21 protein-coding genes and 2 pseudogenes are annotated in these 25261 nt (G+C 59.7%); 14 read left to right on the top strand and 9 right to left on the bottom strand.

The genetic code is table 11. From position 1 onward, the window contains the following. Positions 1–3 precede the first annotated feature (3 nt). The 8 genes and pseudogenes from ACP7EW_RS27890 to ACP7EW_RS27855 all read right to left on the bottom strand — a co-directional run bounded on the left by ACP7EW_RS27890 (position 4) and on the right by ACP7EW_RS27855 (position 8497). Complete coding sequence (locus ACP7EW_RS27890; RefSeq protein WP_028616409.1) at positions 4–1026, bottom strand: ABC transporter permease; 1023 nt, start codon at positions 1024–1026, stop codon at positions 4–6. Continuing rightward, the gene (locus tag ACP7EW_RS27885) at positions 1026–2087 is read right to left on the bottom strand and encodes a microcin C ABC transporter permease YejB (protein WP_178951644.1); all 1062 of its coding nucleotides are present in this window, start codon (positions 2085–2087) and stop codon (positions 1026–1028) included. Before ACP7EW_RS27885 ends, ACP7EW_RS27890 begins: the two co-directional genes overlap by 1 nt. After that, complete coding sequence (locus ACP7EW_RS27880) at positions 2087–3946, bottom strand: extracellular solute-binding protein (RefSeq protein WP_033902350.1); 1860 nt, start codon at positions 3944–3946, stop codon at positions 2087–2089. Before ACP7EW_RS27880 ends, ACP7EW_RS27885 begins: the two co-directional genes overlap by 1 nt. A gap of 130 nt (positions 3947–4076) precedes the next feature. Further along, a complete protein-coding gene (locus tag ACP7EW_RS27875) occupies positions 4077–4358 on the bottom strand; it encodes a peptidylprolyl isomerase (RefSeq protein ID WP_010210937.1) in 282 nt (93 codons plus the stop codon). Between the two features lie 88 nt (positions 4359–4446). Next, positions 4447–5295 carry a response regulator transcription factor gene (locus ACP7EW_RS27870; RefSeq protein ID WP_269130887.1) on the bottom strand — a complete coding sequence of 283 codons (849 nt, stop codon included), beginning with the start codon at positions 5293–5295 and terminating at the stop codon, positions 4447–4449. A gap of 65 nt (positions 5296–5360) precedes the next feature. After that, positions 5361–6779 (bottom strand): aminotransferase, encoded by a 1419-nt coding sequence (locus ACP7EW_RS27865; protein ID WP_033902352.1) that lies wholly within the window; start codon positions 6777–6779, stop codon positions 5361–5363. A gap of 25 nt (positions 6780–6804) precedes the next feature. Then, positions 6805–7905, bottom strand: a pseudogene (locus ACP7EW_RS27860) (polyamine ABC transporter substrate-binding protein). A 97-nt stretch (positions 7906–8002) separates the two neighbouring features. Then, entirely contained in the window at positions 8003–8497 is a 495-nt protein-coding gene (locus ACP7EW_RS27855) for a DUF1543 domain-containing protein (RefSeq protein WP_033902354.1), read from the bottom strand. Between the two features lie 106 nt (positions 8498–8603). Between ACP7EW_RS27855 and ACP7EW_RS27850 the strand changes: the two genes are divergently transcribed. Then, positions 8604–9425 (top strand): aldo/keto reductase, encoded by an 822-nt coding sequence (locus ACP7EW_RS27850; RefSeq protein WP_061448793.1) that lies wholly within the window; start codon positions 8604–8606, stop codon positions 9423–9425. Positions 9426–9477: 52 nt separating this feature from the next. On the opposite strand, the gene ACP7EW_RS27845 is transcribed toward ACP7EW_RS27850, so the two are convergent. Next, a complete protein-coding gene (locus ACP7EW_RS27845; RefSeq protein WP_033902356.1) occupies positions 9478–9993 on the bottom strand; it encodes an Hcp family type VI secretion system effector in 516 nt (171 codons plus the stop codon). 480 nt (positions 9994–10473) lie between these two features. Here ACP7EW_RS27845 and tssA point away from each other — a divergent pair, with 480 nt between their 5' ends. From tssA to icmH, 13 genes and pseudogenes are all read left to right on the top strand, one after another. Continuing rightward, complete coding sequence (gene tssA / locus ACP7EW_RS27840; RefSeq protein ID WP_426221285.1) at positions 10474–12024, top strand: type VI secretion system protein TssA; 1551 nt, start codon at positions 10474–10476, stop codon at positions 12022–12024. 32 nt (positions 12025–12056) lie between these two features. Next, a complete protein-coding gene (gene tssB / locus ACP7EW_RS27835; protein ID WP_033902358.1) occupies positions 12057–12554 on the top strand; it encodes a type VI secretion system contractile sheath small subunit in 498 nt (165 codons plus the stop codon). Between the two features lie 28 nt (positions 12555–12582). Next, on the top strand, positions 12583–14058 hold the full coding sequence (tssC, locus tag ACP7EW_RS27830; RefSeq protein ID WP_038843846.1) for a type VI secretion system contractile sheath large subunit: 1476 nt from the start codon (positions 12583–12585) through the stop codon (positions 14056–14058). Next, positions 14055–14474 carry a type VI secretion system baseplate subunit TssE gene (tssE, locus tag ACP7EW_RS27825; protein WP_426221282.1) on the top strand — a complete coding sequence of 140 codons (420 nt, stop codon included), beginning with the start codon at positions 14055–14057 and terminating at the stop codon, positions 14472–14474. The genes tssC and tssE overlap by 4 nt, the downstream gene beginning before the upstream one ends. Next, a complete protein-coding gene (tssF, locus tag ACP7EW_RS27820) occupies positions 14464–16251 on the top strand; it encodes a type VI secretion system baseplate subunit TssF (protein WP_426221280.1) in 1788 nt (595 codons plus the stop codon). The genes tssE and tssF overlap by 11 nt, the downstream gene beginning before the upstream one ends. After that, positions 16215–17228: a type VI secretion system baseplate subunit TssG gene (gene tssG, locus ACP7EW_RS27815; protein WP_426221278.1), complete on the top strand. Its 1014-nt coding sequence runs from the start codon at positions 16215–16217 to the stop codon at positions 17226–17228. Before tssF ends, tssG begins: the two co-directional genes overlap by 37 nt. Before the next feature lie 6 nt (positions 17229–17234). After that, positions 17235–19667 (top strand): AAA family ATPase, encoded by a 2433-nt coding sequence (locus ACP7EW_RS27810; RefSeq protein WP_426221276.1) that lies wholly within the window; start codon positions 17235–17237, stop codon positions 19665–19667. Beyond that, positions 19664–21197 (top strand): annotated as a pseudogene (locus tag ACP7EW_RS27805) (sigma-54 interaction domain-containing protein). The gene ACP7EW_RS27810 and the pseudogene ACP7EW_RS27805 overlap by 4 nt, the downstream one beginning before the upstream one ends. 41 nt (positions 21198–21238) lie before the next feature. Continuing rightward, complete coding sequence (locus ACP7EW_RS27800; protein ID WP_426221274.1) at positions 21239–21370, top strand: type VI secretion protein; 132 nt, start codon at positions 21239–21241, stop codon at positions 21368–21370. A 16-nt stretch (positions 21371–21386) separates the two neighbouring features. Beyond that, positions 21387–22559: a type VI secretion system-associated FHA domain protein TagH gene (gene tagH / locus ACP7EW_RS27795; protein ID WP_426221272.1), complete on the top strand. Its 1173-nt coding sequence runs from the start codon at positions 21387–21389 to the stop codon at positions 22557–22559. Between the two features lie 5 nt (positions 22560–22564). Beyond that, positions 22565–23050 carry a type VI secretion system lipoprotein TssJ gene (tssJ, locus tag ACP7EW_RS27790; protein ID WP_033902423.1) on the top strand — a complete coding sequence of 162 codons (486 nt, stop codon included), beginning with the start codon at positions 22565–22567 and terminating at the stop codon, positions 23048–23050. Between the two features lies 1 nt (position 23051). After that, complete coding sequence (tssK, locus tag ACP7EW_RS27785; RefSeq protein ID WP_426221269.1) at positions 23052–24380, top strand: type VI secretion system baseplate subunit TssK; 1329 nt, start codon at positions 23052–23054, stop codon at positions 24378–24380. A 5-nt stretch (positions 24381–24385) separates the two neighbouring features. Next, a complete protein-coding gene (gene icmH / locus ACP7EW_RS27780) occupies positions 24386–25249 on the top strand; it encodes a type IVB secretion system protein IcmH/DotU (RefSeq protein WP_426221267.1) in 864 nt (287 codons plus the stop codon). Positions 25250–25261 lie beyond the last annotated feature (12 nt).

The following is a 25261-nucleotide window of genomic DNA, read 5'->3' as shown; positions in this document are numbered from 1 at the left end:
CACTCATGAGCGTGGGTCGAAGGCATCACGCAATGCCTCGCCGATAAACACCAGCAGCGACAGGATCAGCGCCAGTGTGAAGAACGCCGTCAGGCCCAGCCAGGGCGCTTGCAGGTTCTGCTTGCCCTGGGCAATCAGCTCGCCCAGGGAGGCGCTGCCTGCCGGCATGCCGAAACCGAGGAAATCCAGGGCGCTCAGGGTAGAAATCGCGCCGGTCAGGATGAACGGCAGGTAGCTCAAGGTCGCGGTCATGGCATTGGGCAGGATATGCCGGCGAATGATCTTGCCATCACCCAAACCCAAGGCCCGTGCGGCCTTGACGTATTCCAGGTTGCGCCCGCGCAGGAACTCGGCGCGCACCACGTCCACCAGGGCCAGCCAGGAAAACAGCGCCATGATCCCCAGCAGCCACCAGAAATTGGGCTCGACAAAACCGGACAGGATGATCAGCAGGTACAGCACCGGCAGCCCGGACCACACCTCCAGCACGCGCTGGCCAATCAAATCCACCCAGCCGCCGTAATAACCCTGCAACGCACCGGCTGCAATACCGATGGCGGCGCTGATCGCGGTGAGCGCCAGGGCAAACAGGATCGACACCCGCGCACCAAAGATCACCCGCGCCAACACATCCCGCGACTGATCATCGGTGCCCAGCCAGTTCACCGCCGAGGGCGGGCTGGGGGCAGGGCGGGTCAGTTCGTAGTTGGGCGTGTCGTCGCTGAACGGGATTGGTGGGAACAGCATCCAGCCGCCGTCCTGCTCGATCAGCTTTTTCACGTAGTCACTGCGGTAGTCAGCCTGGAAGGGCAACTGGCCGCCGAACTGTTGCTCGGTGTAACGCTTGAACACCGGAAAATACAGTTCGTTCTTGAAACTCAACACCAGGGGTTTGTCGTTGGCGATCAACTCACCGCCGAGGGTCAGGATAAACAGACCGATAAACAGCCACAGCGACCACCAGCCGCGTCGGTTTTTCTTGAAGCGCTCGAAACGGCGGCGCGCCACCGGAGACAGGTTTAGCATCAGGCGTTCCTCGCGGCGAAGTCGATACGCGGGTCCACCAGGGTGTAGCAGAGGTCACCGATGAGTTTTATCAAGAGGCCGAACAACGTGAAGATAAACAACGAACCGAAGACCACCGGGTAATCACGGGAGACGGCGGCTTCGTAGCTCATGCGGCCCAGGCCATCGAGGGAGAAGATCACCTCGATCAACAGGGAACCGGCGAAGAACACGGCGATGAATGCCTGGGGAATCCCCGAGATCACCAGCAACATCGCGTTACGGAACACATGGCCGTACAACACGCGCCGTTCGCTCAGGCCCTTGGCACGGGCGGTCACCACATACTGGCGCGTGATTTCATTCAAGAACGAGTTCTTGGTGAGGATGGTCAGCGTGGCAAACCCACCGATGACCAGCGAGGTGACCGGCAATACGAGGTGCCAGAAATAGTCGGCAATCTTGCCCACGGTGCTGAGGTCTTCGAAGTTCTCCGACACCAGCCCGCGCACCGGGAACCAGTTCAGCGACGTACCACCGGCGAACACCACGATCAGGAACATCGCAAACAGGAACGCCGGCATTGCATAACCGATGACAATCGCGGTGCTGCTCCACACATCAAAACTGCTGCCATGGCGCACCGCCTTGCGAATCCCCAAGGGGATCGACACCAGGTAGGTGATGAGTGTGGCCCACAGGCCGAGGGAGATAGTCACCGGCATCTTTTCCAGGATCAGGTCAATCACCGTCTTGCCGCGAAAGAAGCTGTTACCAAAGTCCAGCTGCGCGTAGCTCTTGAGCATCAGCCACAAGCGTTCCGGTGCCGGCTTGTCGAAGCCGTATTGTTTTTCGATGTCCGCGATCAATTTTGGGTCCAGGCCACGGCTGGCACGGGAGCCGCCGCTGATGCCTTCGCCGGAGGAACCACCGACGCCACCGCCGCCAATGCCTTGCAAGTGGGCAATGGCTTGCTCCACCGGGCCGCCGGGCGCGGCTTGTACGATCACGAAATTCACCAGCAGGATGATCACCAGCGTCGGGATGATCAGCAGCAGGCGCCGCACGATATAGGCAAACATCAGCGCGCACCTCCGCGTTTTTTCAACTCAGCGTTCATTTGTTCGTTGGTCAGGGGCGTGGGGCTGATTTCCCACCAGGTTTCCAGGGCTTCGTCGTTTTTCGCCTCGATGGCCGGGCGGCCGAAGCGGTTCCACCACGCGGCGGATGTGCCGGGCGGGTAGTAATTGGGGATCCACAGGTAATTCCATTGCAGCACCCGGTCCAGCGCATGGGCGTAGGTGAGCATCTGCGCCTGGGTGTCGGCCTTGACCAGTCCCTTGATCAGGCTATCGACGGCCGGGTCCTTGAGCACCATGTAGTTGTTGGCGCCGGGATCGAACGCGGCGGCCGAGCCGAAGTAGTTGTACAGCTCCATGCCGGGCGAGGTGGTGACCGGAAAACCGGTGACGATCATGTCGTAGTCCCGTGCCATCACGCGGTTCACATACTGGGAGGAGTCGATACGACGGATATTCAGGGTGATACCGATCTGCGCCAGGTTGCGCTTGTACGGCAGCAACAGGCGTTCCATGCCGCTTTGGGCATTGAGGAAGGTGAATTCCAGCGGTTCGCCCTCGGCATTCACCAGTTTGTCGCCGTCCGGTTTCCAGCCGGCTTCCTCCAACAATGCCAGGGCTTGCAGTTGTTTGTCGCGGATCATGCCGCTGCCGTCGGTGACCGGCGCCTTGAACACCTGGGTGAACACTTCGTCCGGCACCTGGCCGCGCAAGGGTTCAAGAATCGCCAGTTCTTCTGGGGTCGGCGGCTGGCTGGCCGCCAGCGGGCTGTTGGAGAAGAAGCTCTGCTGGCGGATGTACATGTTGCGCATCATCTGTCGGTTGGCCCATTCGAAGTCCCACAGCATCGCCAGGGCCTGGCGCACGCGGCGGTCCTTGAACATCGGCTTTTGCACATTGAACACATAACCCTGGGCCGGTTGCGGCATTTCCTTGGCCAGGTGCGCGCGTTGCAGGCGACCGTCATCCAGGGCCGGGCCGTTGTAGCCGATGGAGTAACCGGTGGCGGAAAACTCGCGGTTGAAATCGTAGGCACCGCCGCGCAATACCTGGCGGGCCACTTCGGTGTCGCCGAAGTACTCCAGGCTCAGGTGATCGAAGTTATACAGGCCACGGCTGACGGGCAGGTCCTTGCCCCACCAGTTCGGATCGCGGGTAAAGGTGATGGTGCTGCCGGAGTCGATCTTGCTGACTTTATAGGGGCCGCTGCCGAGAGGCGCTTCATAGCCGCCGCCGTTGGCGAAGTCGCGGGTCTTCCACCAGTGTTCCGGGAAGACCGGCAGGGTGGCGATGTCCAGGGGCAGGGTGCGGTTTTCATTGCTGGAGAAATCGAAGCGCACCTGGCGTTCGCCCTCGACTTCGACGTGCTTGACGTCGGCAAACAGGGTGCGAAAGCGCAGGCTGCCTTGGGTCATCAGCAGGTCGAAGCTGTAGCGCACGTCTTCGGCGGTGATGGCTTTGCCGTCGGCAAAGCGAGCCTTGGGGTTGAGGAAAAAACGCAGCGACAGGCCGTCGTCGGCGCGCTCCATCTTTTCGGCCACCAGGCCGTAAACGGTGTAGGGCTCGTCCAGGGAACGCTGGGCCAGGGGCGCATACAACCAGCCGTCGACCTGAGAAACGCCGATGCCTTTGTCGATATAGGGCAATACGTGGTCAAAGCGCCCGATCTCGATGGCCGAGCGGCGCAGGCTGCCGCCCTTGGGGGCGTTCGGGTTGGCATAGTCAAAATGGGTAAAACCGGCGGGGTACTTGGCCGGTTCGCCGTACACGGTCAGGTACGGTTGAGGTGCCGCGATCACGGCGGTGCTGGCCAGCAGCAGGGCCAGGGTTGAACTCAAAATGTAGGAAAAAGCCAATCGCATTGTCAGCCTTGAACGCCGTGTGAAGTAGAAAAGGGATTTGTACGCTAACGGCATCAGCGTCGCCAGTCATCACATGCACAACGGCCCACCAAAAGGCGGGCCGTTGTTTAAAGCATCAGCGCGGACTGGATCAGTCCTGGCGGCTGGTGACTTCCAGCAGGTGGTAGCCGAACTGGGTTTTCACAGGGCCTTGCACGGTATTAACCGGGGCGCTGAAGACGACAGTGTCGAATTCCTTGACCATCTGGCCTGGACCAAACGAACCCAGGTTGCCGCCGTCGCGGCTGGACGGGCAGCTGGAGTTGGCTTTGGCGATCTCTGCGAAATCGGCGCCGCCTTCGATTTGGGCCTTGAGTTCGTTGCACTTGTCTTCAGTGGAAACGAGGATGTGACGGGCGGTGGCTTTGGCCATGGGAAGTAACTCCTTGAATGAAAAGGGTGAGCCTACCGGATTCAGGCGGTTATTTCCTGGCAAAGTTCCCGCCGATTGCCTGAGTGGTTCAACTGCGGGCCATAGCACCACTGCGGGTCAGCCATTCGATAAACAGCGCAAACAGCTCGGCCTGGGAATTGATCGCCAGCTTGGTGTACAGATTCTTACGGTGCATGCGCACGGTTTCCGGCGAAATGCCCAGCACTTGCGCGGTGGATTTCACCGAATGCCCGCGCAGGATCAAGTGGGCGATCTCACGTTCACGAACGGTCAATACGCCGCTGCCAAATTCCATGAACGCGGCTTCAATCTGCTGATGGGCCTGGGTCTGGGTGAAGGCGTCGTCGCTGATCACTTTGGTCAGGCCACCGCTCGTGCCGAAACGGCGCAGTAATTCGCGGACCATGGCCTGGGTGGCTTTCTGCAGGGCCAGTTGTGGCTCAGTGAATTGGCCGGCGCTCAGCCCCTGGAACATGCACAGCGAGATCTTGCTCTGCGGGCACAGGTCGACAATGTAATAGCTCTCCTGGGCGCCGCCGCTGCGCAGGTAATAGGTCTTGTAGTACTCGCTGTTGAAAAAGTCGTCCGGGGCAATCTCGGCCAAGTGGTAGAAACCTTCGGCCAGGCCTTTGTCCACTGCCAGGCAGAAGGGATCGAGCAAGTAGCCGCGGGAAAAGTAGCGGTGAATGATCTCGTCCTGGTAGGTCCGGGGAATGCCTTGCTGATACAGCAAGTGCGGCGGCAGGCCCTGGCGCTCCAGGCTGATCATCATCGATTCGATGGGCGTGAGCGTGCAGAGCGCGCTGGCCAGGTGTTCGAGGAACGAAGCCTCGTCCACATGAATAAGCGCCTGGCCCAGGGCATGGTGCCAGGCTTCCAGTTGCTGCAGGGAGGGAGCAGGGCTGGTGGTTGTCATGACGGCCAGTCTACCCGGCCGTCGATGCCCCGGCCACAACGCCGAGACGGACTCGGCGCTATAGGTCATCGGCCCTGGTACTCGCCGCTGGCGCGCAGTTCGGCTGCCGTGTCGAGGATGCACTGGCGAAGGGTCTCCACCACCTCATCGACCTGGGCGTGGGTGATGATCAGTGGCGGTGACATCACGTTCAGATGGCCGATGGGGCGCACCAACAAGCCTTTGGCCTGGGCGCGCAGGTGGATTTTTTCGCCGATGTTGACCGCGTCCGGCAACAGCGCCTTGGTGCGTTTATCCGCCACGAACTCGATGCAGGCCATCAGGCGCTGGCAGCGGATGTCGCCTACCAGGGGCAGGTCGGCCAGGGTTTTCAGGCGTTGCTCCAGATACACGCCGACCTCTTCGACATGGGCCAGCAGGTTTTCCCGTTCGATGATTTCGATATTTTTCAGTGCGGCGACGCAACTCACCGGATGCCCGCTGTAGGTGAAACCGTGGGTGAAGCAGCGACCCTTGCCCGGCTCACCGATGACTTGCCAGATACGCTGCGAGAAAATGCACGCGCCCAGCGGCAGGTAGCCGGAAGTCAGGCCCTTGGCGGTGGTGATGATGTCGGGCTGCATGCCGAACACCTCTTCGGAGGCGAAAAACGCACCGAGGCGCCCGAATGAGGTCACCACTTCATCGGCGACGTACAGCAGGTCATGACGCTGGCAGATTTCCCACATGCGCCGATGGTAGCCCTGGGGCGGAATGATCACGCCGCCGGAACCCATGATCGGCTCAGCGAAGAACGCTGCCACATTGTCCGCACCGAGGGTGAGGATCTTGTCTTCGAACTCATTCACCAGGAAATCGAGAAAGTCCGCCTCGCTCATCCCCTCCGGCGCCCGGTAGTAGTTGGGGCAGGAGATGTGGTGGAACAGGTCGCTCATGAAGTCGAATTCCGGCGCGCGGTCGGCGGCCTTGTTACCAATCGACATCGTCAGGAACGTACTGCCGTGGTAGGCACTGAAGCGCGAGATGATGTGCTTCTTGGTCGGTTTGCCGCGGCTGTTCTGATAGAACTGCACCAGTCGGTACGCCGTATCCACCGCCGTGGAGCCGCCAGTGGTGAGGAACACATGATCAAGGTCGCCGGGCGCCAGGCTGGCGAGCTTGGCGCAGAGTTCGATGGCGGTGACGTTGGCCATGTCACAGAACGGGTTGGAGTACGCCAGTTGGCGCACCTGGTTGGCGATGGCGTCGGCCATTTCCTCGCGGCCCAGGCCGATATTCGTACACCACATGCCACCGACCGCATCCAGGTAACGGTTACCGTGAGTGTCATAGATGTAGGCGCCGTCGCCCATCGCGATGTTCAACGAACCCTGTTCACGGTGTTCGTCGAACATGTGGAAACCGTGCATGTAGTGGGCTTTGTCGGCGGCGTCCAGTTTGTCGTGGTCGAACTGGGCGAAGAAAGCGGGATTTGGCAGAGTCATGGCATTTACCTTCAATGGCTGGGGGTCACTTGCCGGTCTTGACGGCGTTCCAGGTGCGCGTGATCAGGCGTACAGCGGCCGGCGGCTGGCTTTTCTGGGTGAACAGGCGCTGCATCGTCGTCGGATCGGGGTAGATGGCCGGGTTGTCGCGGATATCGGCATTCACCAAGGGCTTGGCGGCCAGGTTGCTGTTGGCGTAGTGGATGGTGTTGCTGACGCCGGCCATGGTGCTGGGTTGCAAGAGGAATTCGATGAACCGGTGGGCGTTGGCCACATGGGGCGCATCGGCGGGGATGTAGAAGTTATCGAACCAAATCAGCGAGCCTTCCTTGGGGATGAAATAGTCCAGCGTGATCTTGGCCCCGGCCTCCGTTGCCCGTGCCTGAGACGTGGCGTAGTCGCCGGACCAGGTGGTGGCCAGGCACAGATCACCGTTGGCCAATCCGTTGATGAAACCGCTGGAGTCGAATTTGCGGATGTACGGGCGCACCGCCATCAACACCTCCTGGGCGGCCTTGAGGTCTTTTGGGGCGACGCTGTTGGGGTCCAGGCCGAGGTAGGTCAGGGCCAGGGGAATCATGTCGGTGGGTGAGTCCATGAACGTGATGCCGCAATCGGCGAAGCGCGACACCACTTTCGGGTCAAAAATCATCGCCAGGGAGCCGATAGGCGCGTCCGGCATGCGCGCCTTGATCAGGTCGACGTTGTAGGTCACGCCATTGCTGCCCCAGGTGTAGGGCGCGGAATAAGTGACGCCGGGGTCGTGGGCTTCCAGGCTTTTCAGCACCAATGGATCAAGGTTCTTCCAGTCGGGTAACTGGGACTTGTCCAGTGGCCGGAAGACGCCGCCCTTGATCAGCAGCGGTACCAGGGAAGCGTTGAGCAGGGCCAGGTCATACCCGGAGCGTCCGGAAAGTAACTTGCCCTGCACGGTTTCGTAGGAGTCGTAGGTGTCGTAGACCACCTTGATCCCCGTGGCTTTCTCGAAATCGGCCAGGGTGGTGTCGCCGATTTAGTCCGCCCAGTTGTAGATGCGCAAGGTATTGCCTGGGTCGTCGGCGGCCTGGCTCAAGGTGCAGGATGCAAGCAATGCGGCGCTGAACAGGGCGATAAAGGCTTTACGCATGGGGACCCACCTTGAGTTGTGCTTGTTATCAGGCTGAGGGACTGATTGCACTGTCAGGCAGGTGGCCGGTGGGCGCCATACCCCGTTCGGGTAGGGTTCAGCTCAGGACGATGTAGTCGTTCTGCTGGATGATCGGCCGGTGCGGGCCCTGCACCAGATGAATATAGCGACCGCTCACCAGATCAATGGGCAGGCAGTCGTCGATGTCCAGCACCCCATCGGTGTGGGCTTGGGACCAGTGGCGCAGCATCTGTTGCTTGCCTTTGCTCATGGCTTCCTGTTTGTTGCGGGCGACCACCAGCAGGTAGTGGTGAGCTTCACCAAAGCTATTGGACTCGTAACCGCCAAGGTTGATGAAGTACAGGTGGTGCGCCCCAGCAGCAGGGGCCAGATGGCTGAGTTCGACTTTCCAGCCGTCGACGCCCTCCACGGCCATCCAGGCATCGATATGCACACCCTTGGGGCTGCCGAACCAGTCGGCGCGCAGTTGCGGGTAGGTCGCTTCCAGCGTGTCCGCGACCGCAAACACCACATCGTGCACTTCAATCTTTGCCCGTGGGTGCTTGCCCCCGAGCATGACGACAAACAGCATTACAGGTTCTTCCTGGTGACTTGGCAGAGGCTAACCTTACTTCGATTGAACCCTTTTGTCCGGTCAATGCCACACTGTTAATCCGCGAACTCATCAGGAGGTTGTCATGCGTACCATTGATCTGGCGGGCGTTCCCGTCCCTGTCATCGGCCAGGGAACCTGGCGCATGGGCGAAAATCCCGACCAGCACCGCGCCGAAGTCGCGGCCTTGCAACTGGGCATCGACGAGGGCATGACCTTGATCGATACCGCCGAAATGTACGGTGAGGGCGGCGCCGAAACGGTCGTCGGCGAAGCCATTCGCGGCAGGCGCGACCAGGTGTTCCTGGTGAGCAAGGTCTACCCGCACAACGCCAGCCACAAGGGCGTACCCCGTGCCTGTGAAGCCAGCCTCCAGCGCCTGGGCACGGACTACATTGATCTCTATCTGTTGCACTGGCGCGGCCAACACCCCCTTGAGGAAACCGTCGAAGCCTTCGAGCGCCTGCGTGAAGCCGGCAAGATCGGCCGCTGGGGCGTCTCCAATTTCGATGTGGCCGATCTGCAGGAGCTCGCATCCCCGGCGTGCGCCACCAATCAGGTGCTCTACAACATCGAAGAGCGCGGTATCGAATTTGACCTGCTGCCGTGGTGGCAACAGCATCACTTGCCCTTGATGGCGTACTGTCCGATTGCCCAGGGTGGCGAGTTGTTGTCCAGCCCGACCCTCAAGCAGATCGCCCGTCGACATGAGGTCACGCCCGCCCAGGTCTCCCTGGCCTGGGTGTTGCGCCAAGACGGTGTGATCGCGATCCCCAAGGCGGTCACCCCAGAGCACGTGCGGCTCAACGCAGCCGCCGCCAAGCTGGTGCTGGATGAGCACGACCTCGACGCGATTGACCGCGTGTTTGGCGCACCCAAGCGCAAGCACCCTCTGGCGATGGTTTAGCCCGCGGTCAGGAACGGCGCCTCCCTTGGCACCGTTCCCTGGTTAATCCGGTTTAACCCGTAACCGGGCTGCGCCAGTCATCGGACCCGGAAGTGCCGGACACTTCGTGGGTCCACACGATCTTGCGGTAGGTGAAATACACATCCTCCAAGTGGGTGAAGTGGGCGTTGTCCGGGTCCTGGCAGTTAGGCATGCGTGACTGGATATCCACGATGGTCGCGCCCTCCAGTTCGATGGTGAAGTAGTGCTCCTGGGTGCCGGCGGACGAGGTGCGCAGCCATTCCAGCCGGCACTTGACCTCTTCGCCGCTGGTCAGTGCGCTGAACAGCAATGGGGAGGATTTATCGAAGACTTTGCTGATCATCATGGGTTTGTGGACCCGCTGGCCGGTGGGCTGGCCGGATTGCGGGTCGCGCGGAATGATCACCTGATGAGCAAACGCCTGGACCAGGATCTGGTCCTCATGGCCTTCCTGGTAAATATTACCTACCGAGTCCTGGGTAAACGTGCCTGCCGTGATCAAACCTTGTTTGACACCGGTGATGGAAAGATAGGCGGGTGTTGGCATGACGGGTTTCCTTGTCTGATTGAAGAGGTAGTCCCAACCGATCATGACACCGGCTGGGTAAGTCCCTGTTACTACAAAAAGCGTGCCTGAAAGTGGGTGGGTTAATAAGTACGGGGGGTTGGCGCTAGATAAGTCTGGGGTACTAATAAAATGAGATGGTTTTGGTTGTTATATGGCGTATTTAGTTGCGCAGAGGTGCGCATTTAATTGCTCGGTGCACACGCGGGTTAAATAAGAAGGTCGTAATAGAGTTTAAATCTCACCCGTGCGTCAGTGCGCAAAATGCTGCGCAGTGGCTTTGTTTGCGGGATTGTAGGAAAAGGATTAAGTATTCTTCTATCGCTTGCTGAATACTTTTGGCGTGGCTAAGGTTTGGGAGCTTTGCAGAAATTACAGCAAGGTTAAGATGGCCTGTTGGTGTGCTTTTTAAGTGTCGCTAGTTGGCTTTTTCCTGTCTTGGTTAGTTGCGCCAGGTGTTGAATGTCGTATTCGGACAAGCTGTGTGATTACTATCTAGAGGTTGCGAGGCTGCCCTGTACGCAAACAAGTTTTGCGGGCAGCGATATGCGCTTTTCGAGTGAGTATGAAACCTTGGAGTCCGAGCTGGCAAAGGCGCAATCGATCCATGGCAGCAGTCAGCCGGATTGGCACAAGGTTTTGGAAACCAGCGAAGGCCTGTTACGGCAACAATCCAAGGATCTACGCGTGGCGGTCTGGTTGACCTGGGCCTTGCACCAGCGCGAATCCTATCCGGGGCTGCTGGCGGGGCTCGGGATGTTGCGCTATCTCTGCGAGCACCATTGGTCGGTGGCCTACCCCGAAAAACTGCGCACCCGTAGCGCAGCGTTCGGTTGGTTGGTGTTGCGCCTCGAGCCTTTGTTCGCGCAAGGCTTGCCGTTGCAAAACCAGCAGCCCTTATTTCGCGCTGTACTGGAGCAACTCAAAGGTCTCGATGAGCTATGGGCCAAGCACTTCGCGGATGACGCGCCGTTGCTGCTGCCGATTCGCAGGCAATTGGCTCAACGACTGGAGCGTGCGGCTCAGGACGATACCCCGGCGGCGGGGTTAAGCGGTGTCATTGCGCAGGTCCAGCAAGCGGCCAGCCAATTGCTCAAACCCGAAGCCGTTGTGAACAACGAAAAAGACGCCAGCAAGTTGCTACGTACCTTGCAGGAGCAGGCCCGCCCGTTGTGTACCTGGTGGTTGCGCCAGAACGCTACCGACCTGCGCGCCTTGCGCCTCAACCGAACATTGAATTGGTTGGTACTGGCCAGCTACCCGGATGCCGACAACGAACGGGTGACCGCGTTGCGCGGGCCTGCCCCTGACAAGCTCAAGCGTTATCAGGAGCGTTTTGCCCAAGGGCATTACGCCGACCTGGTACTTGAACTCGAGGCCAGTCTGGCCGGTGCCATGTTCTGGTTCGATGGGTTGCGCATGCTCTGGCAATGCCTGGAAGCCTTGCAGGCCGAACAGGGCATGTTCGAACTGGAAATTGCCTTCGCCTTGTTGTTGCAACGCTTGCCGGACCTGCCGTCGTTCTGCTTTCACGACCGCGTTCCTTTTGCCGACGCCGCCAGCCGTGACTGGATCACGCTGCAGGTCAGCCGGCATTTGCAAGTACCCGAATCAGCCGCCGTAGTGGATTCCGAAGCCGAGCCCTGGGAGCTCGCCTTGCAGGCGGTAGCGCCCAGGTTGCGCAAGGATGGGCTCAAGGCCGCGATCCATGAACTCAAGCAAGGCAGCCTCGCCGCTCGCAGTGATCGCGCGCGTTTTCACTGGCGGCTGGCACAGGCGCGCCTGTGTGTGCAGGCGGGCAAGCATGAGCTGGCGAAGATCCAGCTCGAACACCTGGACCACGAACTGCAACGCACAGGCCTTGAGCGCTGGGAGCCGGAGCTGGCACTTCAAGTTGCCCAGCTTCTGTATCGCTGCTGCGACCTGCTGCCACAAAACCACGCTGTGCGCGAGCGCAAGGAAGACACCCATCGCAGGCTGTGCCTCTTCGATCTGGAAGCGGTACTTGAATAGGCTTTCGAGCCACTTGAAAAAGGAGAGACACCATGGCCAAAGAAGCTTCGGTCGCCCCCAAGGAACGCATCAATATCACGTTCAAACCCGCTATCGGCGGAGCGCAGGAAGAAGTCGAACTGCCACTGAAACTGTTGGTGCTGGGCGATTTCATCCAACGTGAGGACGTGCGCAAGCTCGAAGATCGCAAGCCCATCGCGATCGACAAGAACACCCTTGATGACGTGCTGGCCAAGCAGGCGTTGAGCCTGACGCTGAACGTGCCCAACCGCCTGCAGGAGGATTCAGGTGTTGAGGAGTTGGCCATTCAGGTGCGCATCAATGCAATGAAGGACTTCAATCCCGCGAACCTGGTTGAGCAGGTGCCCGAATTGCACAAGTTGATGGCGTTGCGCGAGGCACTGATGGCGCTCAAGGGACCCTTGGGAAACACCCCGAGCTTTCGCAAGGCTATCGAGCAGGCCCTGGCGGATGACGAGTCCCGCGCCAGGGTACTGGCTGAGCTGGGTCTGGACAGCCCCGACGCCTGACATTTTTCAGTAAAAGGACACTGACCGCATGACGACACAACAACACACACTGCCAGCACCCACCGATGATCAATTCAGCATTCTCGACAACATCGTTGCCCAGACTCTGCTGAGTGCAGACGACGAGGCGTATGGCATTGCCAAGCGGGGCGTCTCGGCGTTCATCGAAGAGCTGATCAAACCGCAGAATCGTGGTGAGCCCGTCAAGAAACGCTTGGTCGACCGGATGATTGCCGAGATCGACACGAAGCTCAGCCTGCAGATGGATGAGATTTTGCACCACCCGCAGTTCCAGGCCCTGGAAGCCGCCTGGAAGGGATTGCAGTTGTTGGTTGACCGGACCAACTTCCGCGAGAACATCAAGATCGAGCTGCTGAACGTCTCCCGGCAAGACCTGCTGGAGGATTTCGAAGACTCACCGGAAGTGACCCAGTCCGGGTTGTACAAACATATCTACAGTGCCGAGTATGGTCAGTTTGGTGGTCAGCCGGTGGGCGCGATTATCGCCAACTACTTTCTGTCTCCCAGTGCACCCGACGTGAAACTGATGCAGTACGCATCCAGCGTGGCCTGCATGGCCCATGCGCCATTCATCGCCGCTGCCGGGCCGGCGTTCTTCGGGTTGGAGAGTTTTACCGGCCTGCCGGACCTGAAAGACCTGAAGGACCACTTCGAAGGTCCTCAATTTGCGAAATGGCAAAGTTTTCGCCAAAGCGAAGACGCACGCTATATCGGCTTGACCGTGCCGCGCTTTCTGCTCCGTACGCCCTACGATCCAGTTGAGTGTCCGGTCAAGACCTTCGCCTATCAGGAAAACGTGGTCAACAGCCATGAACATTACCTGTGGGGCAACACGGCATACGCCTTTGCCACGCGCCTGACTGACAGCTTCGCGCGCTTTCGCTGGTGCCCGAATATTATCGGCCCGCAAAGCGGTGGTGCGGTGGAAGACTTGCCGTTGCATCACTTCCAGAGCATGGGTGAGATCGAAACCAAAATCCCGACGGAAGTGCTGGTTTCCGACCGCCGTGAGTACGAGCTGGCGCAAGAGGGCTTCATTGCCCTGACGATGCGCAAGGGCAGCGATAATGCCGCGTTTTTCTCCGCCAGTTCGGTGCAGAAGCCGAAACACTTTGGCCTCAGTCCCGAGGGCAGGGAAGCCGAGCTGAATTACCGCTTGGGTACCCAATTGCCCTACATGATGGTGGTCAATCGTCTGGCCCACTACCTCAAGGTTCTTCAGCGCGAGCAATTGGGTTCGTGGAAGGAGCGCACAGACCTGGAGCTGGAACTCAATAAATGGATTCGCCAGTACGTCGCCGATCAGGAAAACCCCAGTGCCGAAGTGCGTGGACGACGGCCATTGCGCGCGGCGCGCATCGTTGTCAGTGATGTCGACGGTGAGCCCGGCTGGTACCGCGTCAACCTGAGTGTACGGCCGCACTTCAAGTACATGGGGGCCGACTTCACGCTGTCCCTGGTCGGCAAGCTCGATAAAGAATGAGCAGCGGCCAGGGAGTGTCCCACCACCAACGCCTTTTCGAGCGTCTTGAACGTCCGGCGGCTACTTCCGCGTGTGGCGTGACATCTGTCGCGATGCATCTGGGAAAAATGCTCAGTATCCGTGCCGGCAGCGTGCAGACACTGCCGGATTACGGCTTGCCCGACCTCAACGACATGAACCAGAGCTTGCATGAGTCATTGACTCAATCGCGTTTGTTGATCGAGCGATTTATTCGGGCGTACGAGCCACGCTTGAAGCATGTGCGGGTCACGACGTTGCCGCGAGACCAGGACCCATTGGCGCTGGCGTTCGCTATCGAAGGCACACTGACGGTCAAGGGTATCAAGCAACCGGTGGTGTTTATCGCGCGACTCTGTGACGCCGGTCGGGTAGAGGTTTTGCCGGATGTCTTTTAACCGTTACTACCAAAGTGAGCTCAGTGCGTTGCGACTGCTCGGACGGCAGTTCTCCGAGCGCAATCCTGCACTGGCCCCTTTCCTCGCAGAGTCTGGCCAGGATCCCGATGTCGAGCGGCTGCTGGAGGGGTTTGCATTTCTCACGGGGCGCTTACGGCAAAAACTCGACGACGAATTTCCAGAACTCACGCACTCGCTGATGCATTTGCTGTGGCCCAACTACATGCGCCCAATGCCAGCGTTCAGCATGCTGCAATTTGACCCGTTGAAGCACTCAGGTCCCGGTGTGTGGGTGGCGCGTGATACACCGGTGGAAAGCGCCGCAGTCAACGGTGAGCGATGCCGTTTTCGTACCTGCTACGCCACACAGGTTCTACCGCTGCAACTGAGCGCCCTGGAGTACAGCGCACAGGCAGGGCAGGGCGTGTTGAGCCTGCGCCTGCACATGAGCGCCGCCGGTAATTTCAGTGACTGGGCCTTTGATCAGTTGCGCCTGCATCTGGCCGGGGATAGCTACATCAGCCAGGCGTTATACCTGAGCCTGCTGCGCCACCTCGAAGGTATTGAGCTGTTGCCTTTGGGCCACGATGGATTGCCCGTCAGCGGGCCCGATGGGCAGGCAATATCACTGCGACTGGGTGCTGAACAGGTACAGCCGGTGGGGTTCAGTGAGGAACACGCGCTGATCCCCTATCCGCAGAACACCTTCCCGGGGTACCGCCATTTGCAGGAATATTTTGCCTTTCCTGACAAGTTCCTGTTTGTCGATGTGAACGGCCTGGGCGTACTGCACAAATTGCCCGGTGAGCTGCTCAAGCAGGTGTGTGGGGTGATAGTGCGCTTTGAGTTACGCACGCCATGGCGTGAGTCCCAACAGCCCACCCTGGATAACGTAAAGCTCTACTGCACGCCCATCGTGAATCTGTTCAAGCATGACGCGGTGCCCATTCGCCTGGACGGGAAGCAAGATGAGTACCTGCTCATTCCCGGCGAGTATTCGCGGGAGAACGCGAGTGTATTTTCCGTAGACCTTGTAACGGGTTGGCAGCCGGGTGGGCGTGGATACCAGGCCTATGTGCCGTTTGAATCCTTTGAACATGGTGGCGATACCGACGTACCGGAAAACCCGCCCAGCTACAGCATTCGCCAACGGCCATCGACACAGCATGCCGGGCTGGAAACCTGGCTTGGGATTGGCAACGGCCTCGAGTCGGACCAGCAAACACTGTCGATCGAGTTGACGTGCACCAATCACAACCTACCTCGACTGTTGCAGTCAGGCGACATCAACCGGCCTTGCGAGCAGACGCCAGAGGGGCTGTCGTTTCGCAATATCTGCGCGCCGACAGCCAGTCTGTCTCCGCCTCTGGACCAGGATTTTCTCTGGCGGCTTATCAGCAACATGTCGCTCAACTACCTGTCATTGAGCGATATCGACGCCTTGAAGGTGATCCTCAAAACGTACGACTTGCCGCGCTATCACGACCGACTGGCGCAGAAGGTCAGTGAGAGGAAGTTGGGTGCAATGCGATCCGTCAGTCATTCATCGGTCGACCGATTGCACCGCGGCTTGCCGTGTCGCGGAGTACGAATTGATCTGAAGATTGATCCCCAGGGTTTCTTGGGGCCGGGCGAAGTGTTCATTTTTGCGTCAGTACTCAACGAGTTCTTTGCGCTCTACGCCAGCCTCAATGCTTATCACGAACTAAGAGTCATCAGCACACAAGGAGACGTGTATCTATGGCCACCACGGATGGGGCAGCAGCCCCTGCTTTGACGCGACTGTCGCGGATCATCCGCGAATATTCGCTGTTCCAGGCGGTTTTGCAGGTGATCAAGCGTCTGCGCGATGCCCATCCTCTGTTGGATGACGACGCGCTGTATGACTTGCTGGAGTTTCAAGCCAACCCTGGCCTCGGTTTTCCCGGTCACGATATTGATCGCGTGGAGTTTTTTGTCGGGCACGAACAGCTGCGCGCACGCCTTCGCCTCAACGTCTTGGGCTTATGTGGCGCGGGTTCGCCGTTACCTGCGTTTTATGGCGAGCAGGCCTATGGCGACGGGGCGGGCGGTAACGCTACGCGAGATTTCCTGGACGTGTTTCATCACCGCCTGCAACGACTGATGCTGCCCATCTGGCGCAAATATCGTTATCAGGCGTGTTTCCAGGCGGATGCGCGTGACGCCTTTTCCGAGCAGATGTTTGCGTTGATCGGGTTGAGGGGACGGCAGATTCGCAGTGTCGCGCAATTGAACTGCAAGCGGCTGTTGCCCTACTTGGGGCTGCTAGGCCTGCGGGCACATTCGGCAGCCTTGATCGAGACGGTCCTGCGCTACTACTTCAAGCACAACCGGCTGTTTATCGAGCAATGGGTGCTGCGCACGGTTGTCATCGCCGACTCACAGCGAAACCGGCTCGGCGTCGCGAACAGCGTGCTGGGTCATGACCAGGTATTGGGCAGCCAGGTGGCCGACCGCAGTGGCAAGTTCAGGGTGCATCTGCAGGGCCTGCGGTGGCAGCAACTCCATGGGTTTCTGCCCACGGGTGCGGACTACCCGCTGCTGTGCTCATTGGTGCGGCTGACGGCGCGGGACCCATTGGAATATGACCTGCGCCTGGTGCTTGCCAAAGAAGAGATCCGACCGTTGCACATTGGCGAACACAACGTCTGTCGCCTCGGCTGGACCAGTTGGCTGGCACATGAGTACGCCGATGGTGTGGTCATGGTGCCGAGCAACGCTCATGAGGGATGAATCATTATGATGAATGTGGACCTGCAACAACTTATCCAGACCTTGACCCCCCAGGCTCGTCGCGATTTGGTGCGCGCGGCTGAACGCTGTGTAACGCGCGGCGGCCGGGAGGTGTTGGTGGAAGACCTGCTGTTGGCCCTACTGGAGCATCACGACGGCCTTCTGGTACGGGCATTGGCAGATGCGGGCATCGAAACCGGCGAGCTGCAAACTGCACTGCAACCCAAAGGAGAGGCGAGTGCTTCGCGCAATCCGGTGTTTGCCCAGGCGCTTGTAGAGTGGCTGCAACAGGCCCTGATGGTTGCCCATCTGGAACTGCGACAGACCGAGGTCGATCACGGCGCCCTGTTGCTGGCATTGCTGCGTCATCCACTGCACCACGCGGGGAGTGTCTATCAGGTTTTATTGAATCGGTTGGATGCGCAGCGTGTGCTCGACTTTGTGCGGAGCCAGGCACCTGGTACTGATCCAGCCCCGAAGGGTGAGTCACTGCTGGAACGCTTCACCCACGACCTGACGCGCCAGGCCCATGAAGGGCGTATTGATCCGGTGTTGTGCCGGGATGTCGAGATTGGCCAGTTGATTGACATCCTCATGCGCCGCCGCAAGAACAACCCAATACTCGTCGGCGAAGCCGGGGTCGGCAAGACGGCCGTTGTCGAAGGCCTCGCGCTACGCATTGCCAGTGCGCAGGTGCCGGGGCCACTGCAGGATGTCCGGGTGCTGACCTTGGACATGGGCTTGCTCCAGGCCGGTGCCAGTATCAAAGGCGAATTCGAGCGGCGCCTCAAGGGCCTGATGGATGAGGTCAACGTTTCAGTGCCGCCGGTGATCCTGTTTATCGATGAGGCGCATACCTTGGTCGGGGCGGGCGCCCAGGCAGGCGCGTCCGACGCCGCCAATCTGCTCAAGCCAGCCCTGGCTCGTGGCGAACTGCGCACCATCGCTGCCACTACCTGGTCGGAATACAAAAAATACTTCGAAAAGGATCCGGCATTGGCGCGGCGTTTCCAGCCTGTACGGGTGGGCGAGCCCAGTGTCGAGCAGGCGGTTTCGATCTTGCGCGGACTGGTTTCGGTGTATGAGCGCAGCCACGGCGTTTATGTGCGTGACGATGCCGTCGTGGCGGCGGCGCAGATGAGTGCGCGTTACCTGTCCGGGCGCCAGTTGCCCGACAAGGCGGTGGATGTATTGGACACGGCCTGTGCTCGCTTGCGGGTCCGTCGGGAGACGGCACCGGAGGCATTACAACGCCTGTACGCGGAGCAGGCGGAAGGTATGCGGCAGCATCAGGCATTAAGTCGTGACAGGGACGCAGGGTTCGCCGTGGATGAGCAGATCTTGCACGCGTTGAACCTGCGCAGGGATGCAATGGAAAGTGAGCGCCTGGAGCTGGAACAGCACTGGTTTGAGCAACAGGCCGTGCCGCAGCAGGTTTGCCCGCGCCTGGTGGCCCAGGTCATCAGTGCCTGGACCGGTATCCCGGTTGAACAACTGGCACTCGAGCACAGCGCACGGGCGCTGGGCTTTGCCGATGCGCTGCGCGGGCGCATTCTTGGCCAGGAACAGGCGGTGCAGGCCCTGGACCGCAACTTGCGCGCCGTTGCCACGGGGCTCAACAAAGCCGACGCACCGGTCGGTGTGTTCCTGCTGGTCGGCCCAAGCGGTGTAGGCAAGACCGAGACAGCACTTGCCCTTGGCGATCTACTGTATGGCGGTGAACGTTTTGTCACGACGCTCAACATGTCGGAGTTCCAGGAAAAACACTCCCTGTCGCGGTTGATTGGCGCACCGCCCGGTTATGTCGGTTTCGGCGAGGGCGGTGTGCTGACCGAAGCCGTGCGCCAACGACCGTATTCGGTGGTGCTGCTCGATGAGGTCGAGAAAGCCGACCCGGAAGTGTTGAACCTGTTCTATCAGATTTTCGACAAGGGTCTGGTCAATGACGGGGAAGGCCGGGAAATCGACTTTCGCAACACACTGATCCTGATGACTTCCAACCTCGGCAGTGAGTGTATCGGTGAACTGTGTGCTGGCGATCAACGGCCTGACATGCATGTGCTGCAAGAGGCGATCCGTCCGCTGTTGCGCGACCACTTCAAACCGGCATTGCTGGCCCGCATGCGTGTGGTGCCGTACTACCCGATCAAGGGTGAGGTTCTGCATGACCTTGCAAGGCTCAAGCTGGAACGCTTGGGACAACGGTTGCGTCTTCGCAAGCTGGCTTTCAGCTATACGCCAGAGCTGGTTGCACACATGGCCGAACACTGTGCCCACGGAGATAGCGGCGCTCGTTACATTGACCAGTGGATCGAGCTCAATTTGTTGCCGCAGGTGGCGGATCGGCTGCTGGCGGCCATGGCCCAAGGTGAATGCTTGGCGAATGTGCATGCGCGCCTGGAGGGTAGCAGCTATCCCATTTGTGAGCTCAGCCAATGAGGGATATCCGATCCACTCAACTATCCCATCCCCTGGCCTACGCCGACGCGTTGCTTGGCTGGTTCATCCGCTTGGGCATCGATGGCGACGAAGCCTCGTTGCCCGGCCTGTGTGTGACGGCGGTGGCGCAACTCAGCCAGTGCGAACTCAGCCAGTTGTACTGGCGAGATGAATCCACAGGCCGACTCGCGCTGATTGCCCAGCATTTATCCGGGGTGCTTTGCCCCGGTGATCCGGTCGGCACCCAGGACTTCCAGCACGAGCAGGTATTGCACTACGTACTCAGCCATCAAACGGCCCTTAGCCTGGAAGACTTATCGAGCAGCGTGTACGAATACGGCTTCCTGCCAGCCAAGACGACAGCCTGGGAAGCGCTTTCATGTGTGCCGTTGTTCAACCGGGACAAGGCCATCAGCGGCGTATTGCTGTGCGCCAGCCAATGCCGGAAACACTTGCAGGACTACTCCGTCTCCCTGAGCCAACTGGGTAGTTTTACCTTGATGCAATTGGCTTTGCTGCGCTGTCAGCCATCCTTGGGAAGTGTCGCCCGACAGAATCAATGCACTCCGGCTCCCCGTGCAGAATTTGGCTTGGTCGGTAGCAGTACGGCCATGGATGAGACATACCGCCTGATTGGCAAGGTCATGCATACCTCCTACACGGTATTGCTGCGAGGGGAGACGGGGACGGGTAAGGAGGTGGTGGCGCGGGCTATCCATTCTGCGGGGGCGCGTCGCAGCAAAGCGTTCGTGGTGCAGAACTGTGCGGCATTTCCCGAAGGCCTGCTGGAAAGTGAACTGTTTGGCTATCGCAAAGGTGCTTTCACGGGGGCTGAACGCAACCATACCGGGCTGTTTGATGCGGCACACGGCGGCACGCTGCTCCTGGACGAAATCGGCGACATGCCGCTGTCGCTGCAGGCCAAGTTGCTGCGGGTTCTACAGGAGGGCGAAGTCCGCCCCTTGGGCGCCAGCGCGGCACACAAGGTGGATGTGCGCATCATCGCCGCGACTCACCGTGATCTCGCCGCGATGGTTGCCCAAGGCAGTTTTCGCGAAGACCTTTACTACCGGCTGGCGCAATTTCCCATCGAACTGCCGCCCTTGCGCGAGCGCGACGACGATGTGTTGTTGTTGGCACGTGAATTTGCGCAAAAGGCCTCTCTTGCCCTTGAGCGCGAACCGGTGTCGTGGTCCAGCGCAGCCCTTGACCAACTGTCGAGTCACGCCTTCCCCGGCAATGTCCGTGAACTCAAGTGCCTGGTGGAACGTGCGGTACTGCTCTGCGATGACGGTGTGATCCTGCCCGCGCATTTGTCCTTGTCTGCCCCCCCCCACCGATGAGTCCGTCGATGCAACGTTGCGTCAACGCCTGGAGCGGGTCGAGCGAGTATTCCTGATCGATTGCCTGCACAAAAACCGTGGCAATCGCACCCGTACCGCACGTGAGTTGGGTGTCGCTCGCCGCACGCTGCTCTATCGTCTGGCGCGCCTGAAGATCCCTCTGGGTGATGTCTGCGAGGGGGGCTGAATGGGGGCGTGTTGGCACCTGATTTTCATGGGAGATACCTGATGTTTTTTCGTGCGTGGCAAGGCCTTTTGCTGATGCTGTGTTTGTTGAGTGGCTGTAACGCCAATTATGTCTTTGACGATGCCGACTACCGTCCGTTGGGTGACCCCCAGGCGACCCGACGTGGGCAGTGAGCAGGGGAGCTCCGCCATGCAACTAGTGTTTGAAGTCTGTGGTACCGAAGGCGCTGCGACGCCTGCTCGCAAGACGTTTGAGGGCGTCGGTGGCGTGATCGGCCGTGGGGTGGGCTGTGACTGGATCATTCCTGATGCCAATCGCCTGATCTCCAGTCATCACGGCTTGGTCAGTTACCGAGAAGGCCGCTACTTCCTGACCGATATCAGCAGCAACGGCATCGGTGTATCAGGCAGCATGGAACGCCTGGAAAAGGGGCAGGCACGGCTGATCAGCGAGGGTGACGTGTACCAATTGGGCGGGCTGGAGATCCGCGCTCGCTTGCTGGCAAATGAGCGGCGGTCATATGCCCGGGATGACGCGATCCCAGACGATGCGTTCCTGGGACTTGACCCTGTCGATGCACTGGATCGCGAGCAACTGCGTGCTGATTCATCGGCAGAGCTTGATGCCTTGGATACAGCAATGCAGGTGCCGTCCCAAGCGCTATGTCAGGGGGCCGTGGATCGTGATCATCTGGTCGTGCCGAAGTGGGCTGACCCCTTCAGGGAGCTCCTACCTACCGTGCCCGCTGCGCCCGCACCGGGTGGCTCGGAAACATTCTGGCCACAGTTCGCGCAAGCGCTGGGCGTGCAACTGGACACGCTTGATACGCTGGGCCGTGAGGCCCTGGCGATCAAAGTGGCAGGTCTGCTCAGGCTAACCATCGATGGGTTGCAGCAGAGCCTGCGAACCCGCGACGAGCTGAACAGTGAAATCAACTCTGCATTGACCGCCCCAGGGCTCGATACCCGCAACCCATTAAAAGCCTGTGCCGACGGCCCAACTGCCATGAAGTCATTGCTGGGTGCTGGCGAGCTGGGCGAACACTCTGCCGAATACGCCGTCGCCCAGGTCTGTCGTGAACTGCAAGTGCATCAACTGGCCTTGGTCGTGGCCAGTCGGGCCGCTGTGCGCAGTGCATTGGCAGCCTTTGCGCCAGGCCACTTGCTGCTGTGTTTCGAACGCGAGGGCAAGCCACCCAGGTTCTTCAGCGATGGCGCCCATTGGCGGGCGTATCAACGCCACTATCAACGGTTGACGTCCGAAGAGCCCTTGGGCGAGCAGGGGGTGCTGAATGATTTTTCCAAAGCCTACCAGGAGCAGGTGCGCCTGGTCTCCACCTTGCACGTCGGGTGCCCAGGATGATGTTCATGTATCGGATCGCTGTCATATCAACGCTGTCAGCACTTGGCCTATTGGCCGGCTGTAGCACGCTTTCACCTTTTTCGACGCTGACCAAACTGGACTTGACGTTGACCGCTGGCGATGAAGTCAACCCCGACCTGCACGGTCGTCCCTCACCCGTGGTGGTGCAACTGCTTGAGCTGCGGCATCCCGTGGCCTTTGAAAACGCCGACTTCTTCAGCCTCTACAGCCGGGCCGAGCAGACCCTCGCCAAGGATTGGGTCAGCAGCGAGGAATGGGAGTTGCGTCCCGGCGAGCAGGTGCCGCTCAAGCTCAGTGTCGAGCCGCATAGCCGTTATGTCGGTGTGCTGGCGGCCTACCGCGACTTGCCTCACGTGCAATGGCGGCTGGTTTTGCCAGTGGTGCCAGGGCAACTGACGCGGGCCGAAGTTGCCCTGGACCAGACGGGCCTCCGCCTGGTCGCGCCTCAAACTGACAGGACGGAGGATTGAAATGAACGTCCATAACGTGATCTGGCAGGAGGGCATGCTGCTGCGGCCCCAGCACTTGCAGCATAACGACCGCTACTACCATCGACAGCTCAACCGTACCCGCCTGCTGAGCAGTGACGCCTGGGGTTTCCTGACCTTGGAAGTCGATGTGCAGTACCTCAATCTGGGCAAGGTCGTGGTCAACCGGGCCAGCGGTGTCTTGCCGGATGGCAGCTTGTTCGAGCTGAGTGGCGCGATGGAGCCTTTGGTGTTGCAGGTGCCTGCCAATGCAGGCAGACAAGCTGTGTACCTGGCACTGCCGCTGGCAACAGAGAATCAGGTTGAAGTGCGCAGACAGGAGCAAGGCGATGTCCTGGCTCGCTACGTCGCCTGTGAAACGGAGATAGGGGACTCCAATGCCGGCGTCGACGCTCGTTGCCAGATCCACTGTGCACGGCCGGACTTGCGCCTGATGCTGGGGGAAGGGCCCAGCGATCCGTTCTACGTGAGACTCCAAGTCGCTCAGGTGCAGGATTCGACCCAGGAGGGGGGCGTAAAGCTGGAGGCGGATTTTGTACCGACGTTCATCTATCTCCAAGGTTCGGGGTATGTGTCTTCATGCCTCAAGGAGGTGATCAGTCTGCTGGCAGCGCGTGGCGATGCGATCGCCTCACGCATCCAGGGCAGTGGCGCCTCGGCTGGGGCACAGGTTGGCGACTTTTTGATGCTGCAACTGATCAACCGTGCTGAGTTGATATTGCGTCATTACCAGGGACAAACCCAGGTGCGGCCGGAGTTGTTGTATCGGGAGTTGTTGGCGATTCTCGGGGAACTGTCGACGTTCGCCTGCGACAACAAACGTGCGCAATTGGCGGTGCAGTACCAACACGGCGACCAGGGGGCGAGCTTTCGCGGGCTGATGGAGGGGCTTCGCACCGTCTTGTCGTCGGTGCTGGAGCAACACGCCATCGAGCTGATGTTGCAACAGCGCCAGTACGGGGTACTGGTCTGCCCGGTCAGCGATCTCAAATTGCTCGGCACTGCGACATTCATTTTAGCGGCTACCGCCCAGTGTGAGACGGAGGAGCTGCGTCATCGCCTGCCGGCGCATCTCAAGATCGGCCCTGTGGAACGTATCCGCGAGCTGGTGAACCTGCATCTCGCAGGTATCAAGGTCAAGCCGCTGCCGGTAGCACCTCGACAGATTCCTTATCACGCCGGCAAGACCTATTTCATGCTCGAACTCAGCCCACGTGACATCGCGCAGTTGGAGCAATCGGGTGGTTTCGCCTTCCACGCCAGTGGCGAGTTCGCCGAGCTGGAACTCCACTTCTGGGCTATCAGGAACTGAACACCATGACGATGGACAGTGAATACCTGCAGGATGAAAAAACCATATTGCTTGATCGTGAAGGGTTCGGTCCGGCACAGGGGCTCGTCACGGACTTTCCAGCGCCGCCACGCTTCGAGCAGTTGGAAGACCGCATGATCTACACCGCCCAGCTGCAGGGGGCTCAGAGCTTCAAGATGGACTCCAACAGCCTGTTGGCCGCAGCCTGGGAACTCCTGTCACAGGTTGCCCTGCTCAAGGCCAGCCCCGGTCGGGAAAGCCTGGAGACGCTCAATGACCAGCTTTCATCGGGTGTCACCGCGTTTGAGGCGCATGCCTTGCATTTGGGGGTAGAGAACAGTCAGGTGATCTCGGCGCGTTATGTGTTGTGCAGTGTCATTGATGAGGCCGTCGTGACCACGCCGTGGGGCAGTAGCAGCAATTGGTCGAAGAGAAGCCTGTTGAGCCGCTTTCACAACGAAACCTTCGGGGGGGAAAAGTTTTTCCAGTTGCTGGAGCGTTTGTCCCGCGATCCCTTCAAGCATCTGGCCATGCTGGAACTCATGTACTTGTGCTTGTCGTTGGGCTTCGAAGGCAAATACCGCGTCATGGAGCGGGGAAGGGCGCAACTTGAAGCGCTTCATGACGCTCTGTACCGCCAGATCAGGCATGTGCGCGGGGACCGTTTGCCGGTCTCCATTTCGCCAGAGGCGGGGAGAGCATCCCGGTCACGGATACGTATTGCCTCCGGCACAGGGGTCGCCATCTGCGTGCTGGTCTGTTTGCTGGTGATGTATTCAGGATTTGCCTGGGTACTGGGCCAGGAACGCAAGACGACGCTGCAACCTCTTCAGTCCTGGGTGTCAGGCCTGTTTCGAACGCATTCATAACGCTGGGAGCAA

The sequence above is a fragment of the Pseudomonas sp. DWRC2-2 genome (assembly GCF_049897885.1).
GTDB lineage: Bacteria > Pseudomonadota > Gammaproteobacteria > Pseudomonadales > Pseudomonadaceae > Aquipseudomonas > Aquipseudomonas azotoformans_A.
Note: the sequence above shows the minus strand (reverse complement) of the source record. Positions and strands in the feature narration are given on the sequence as shown.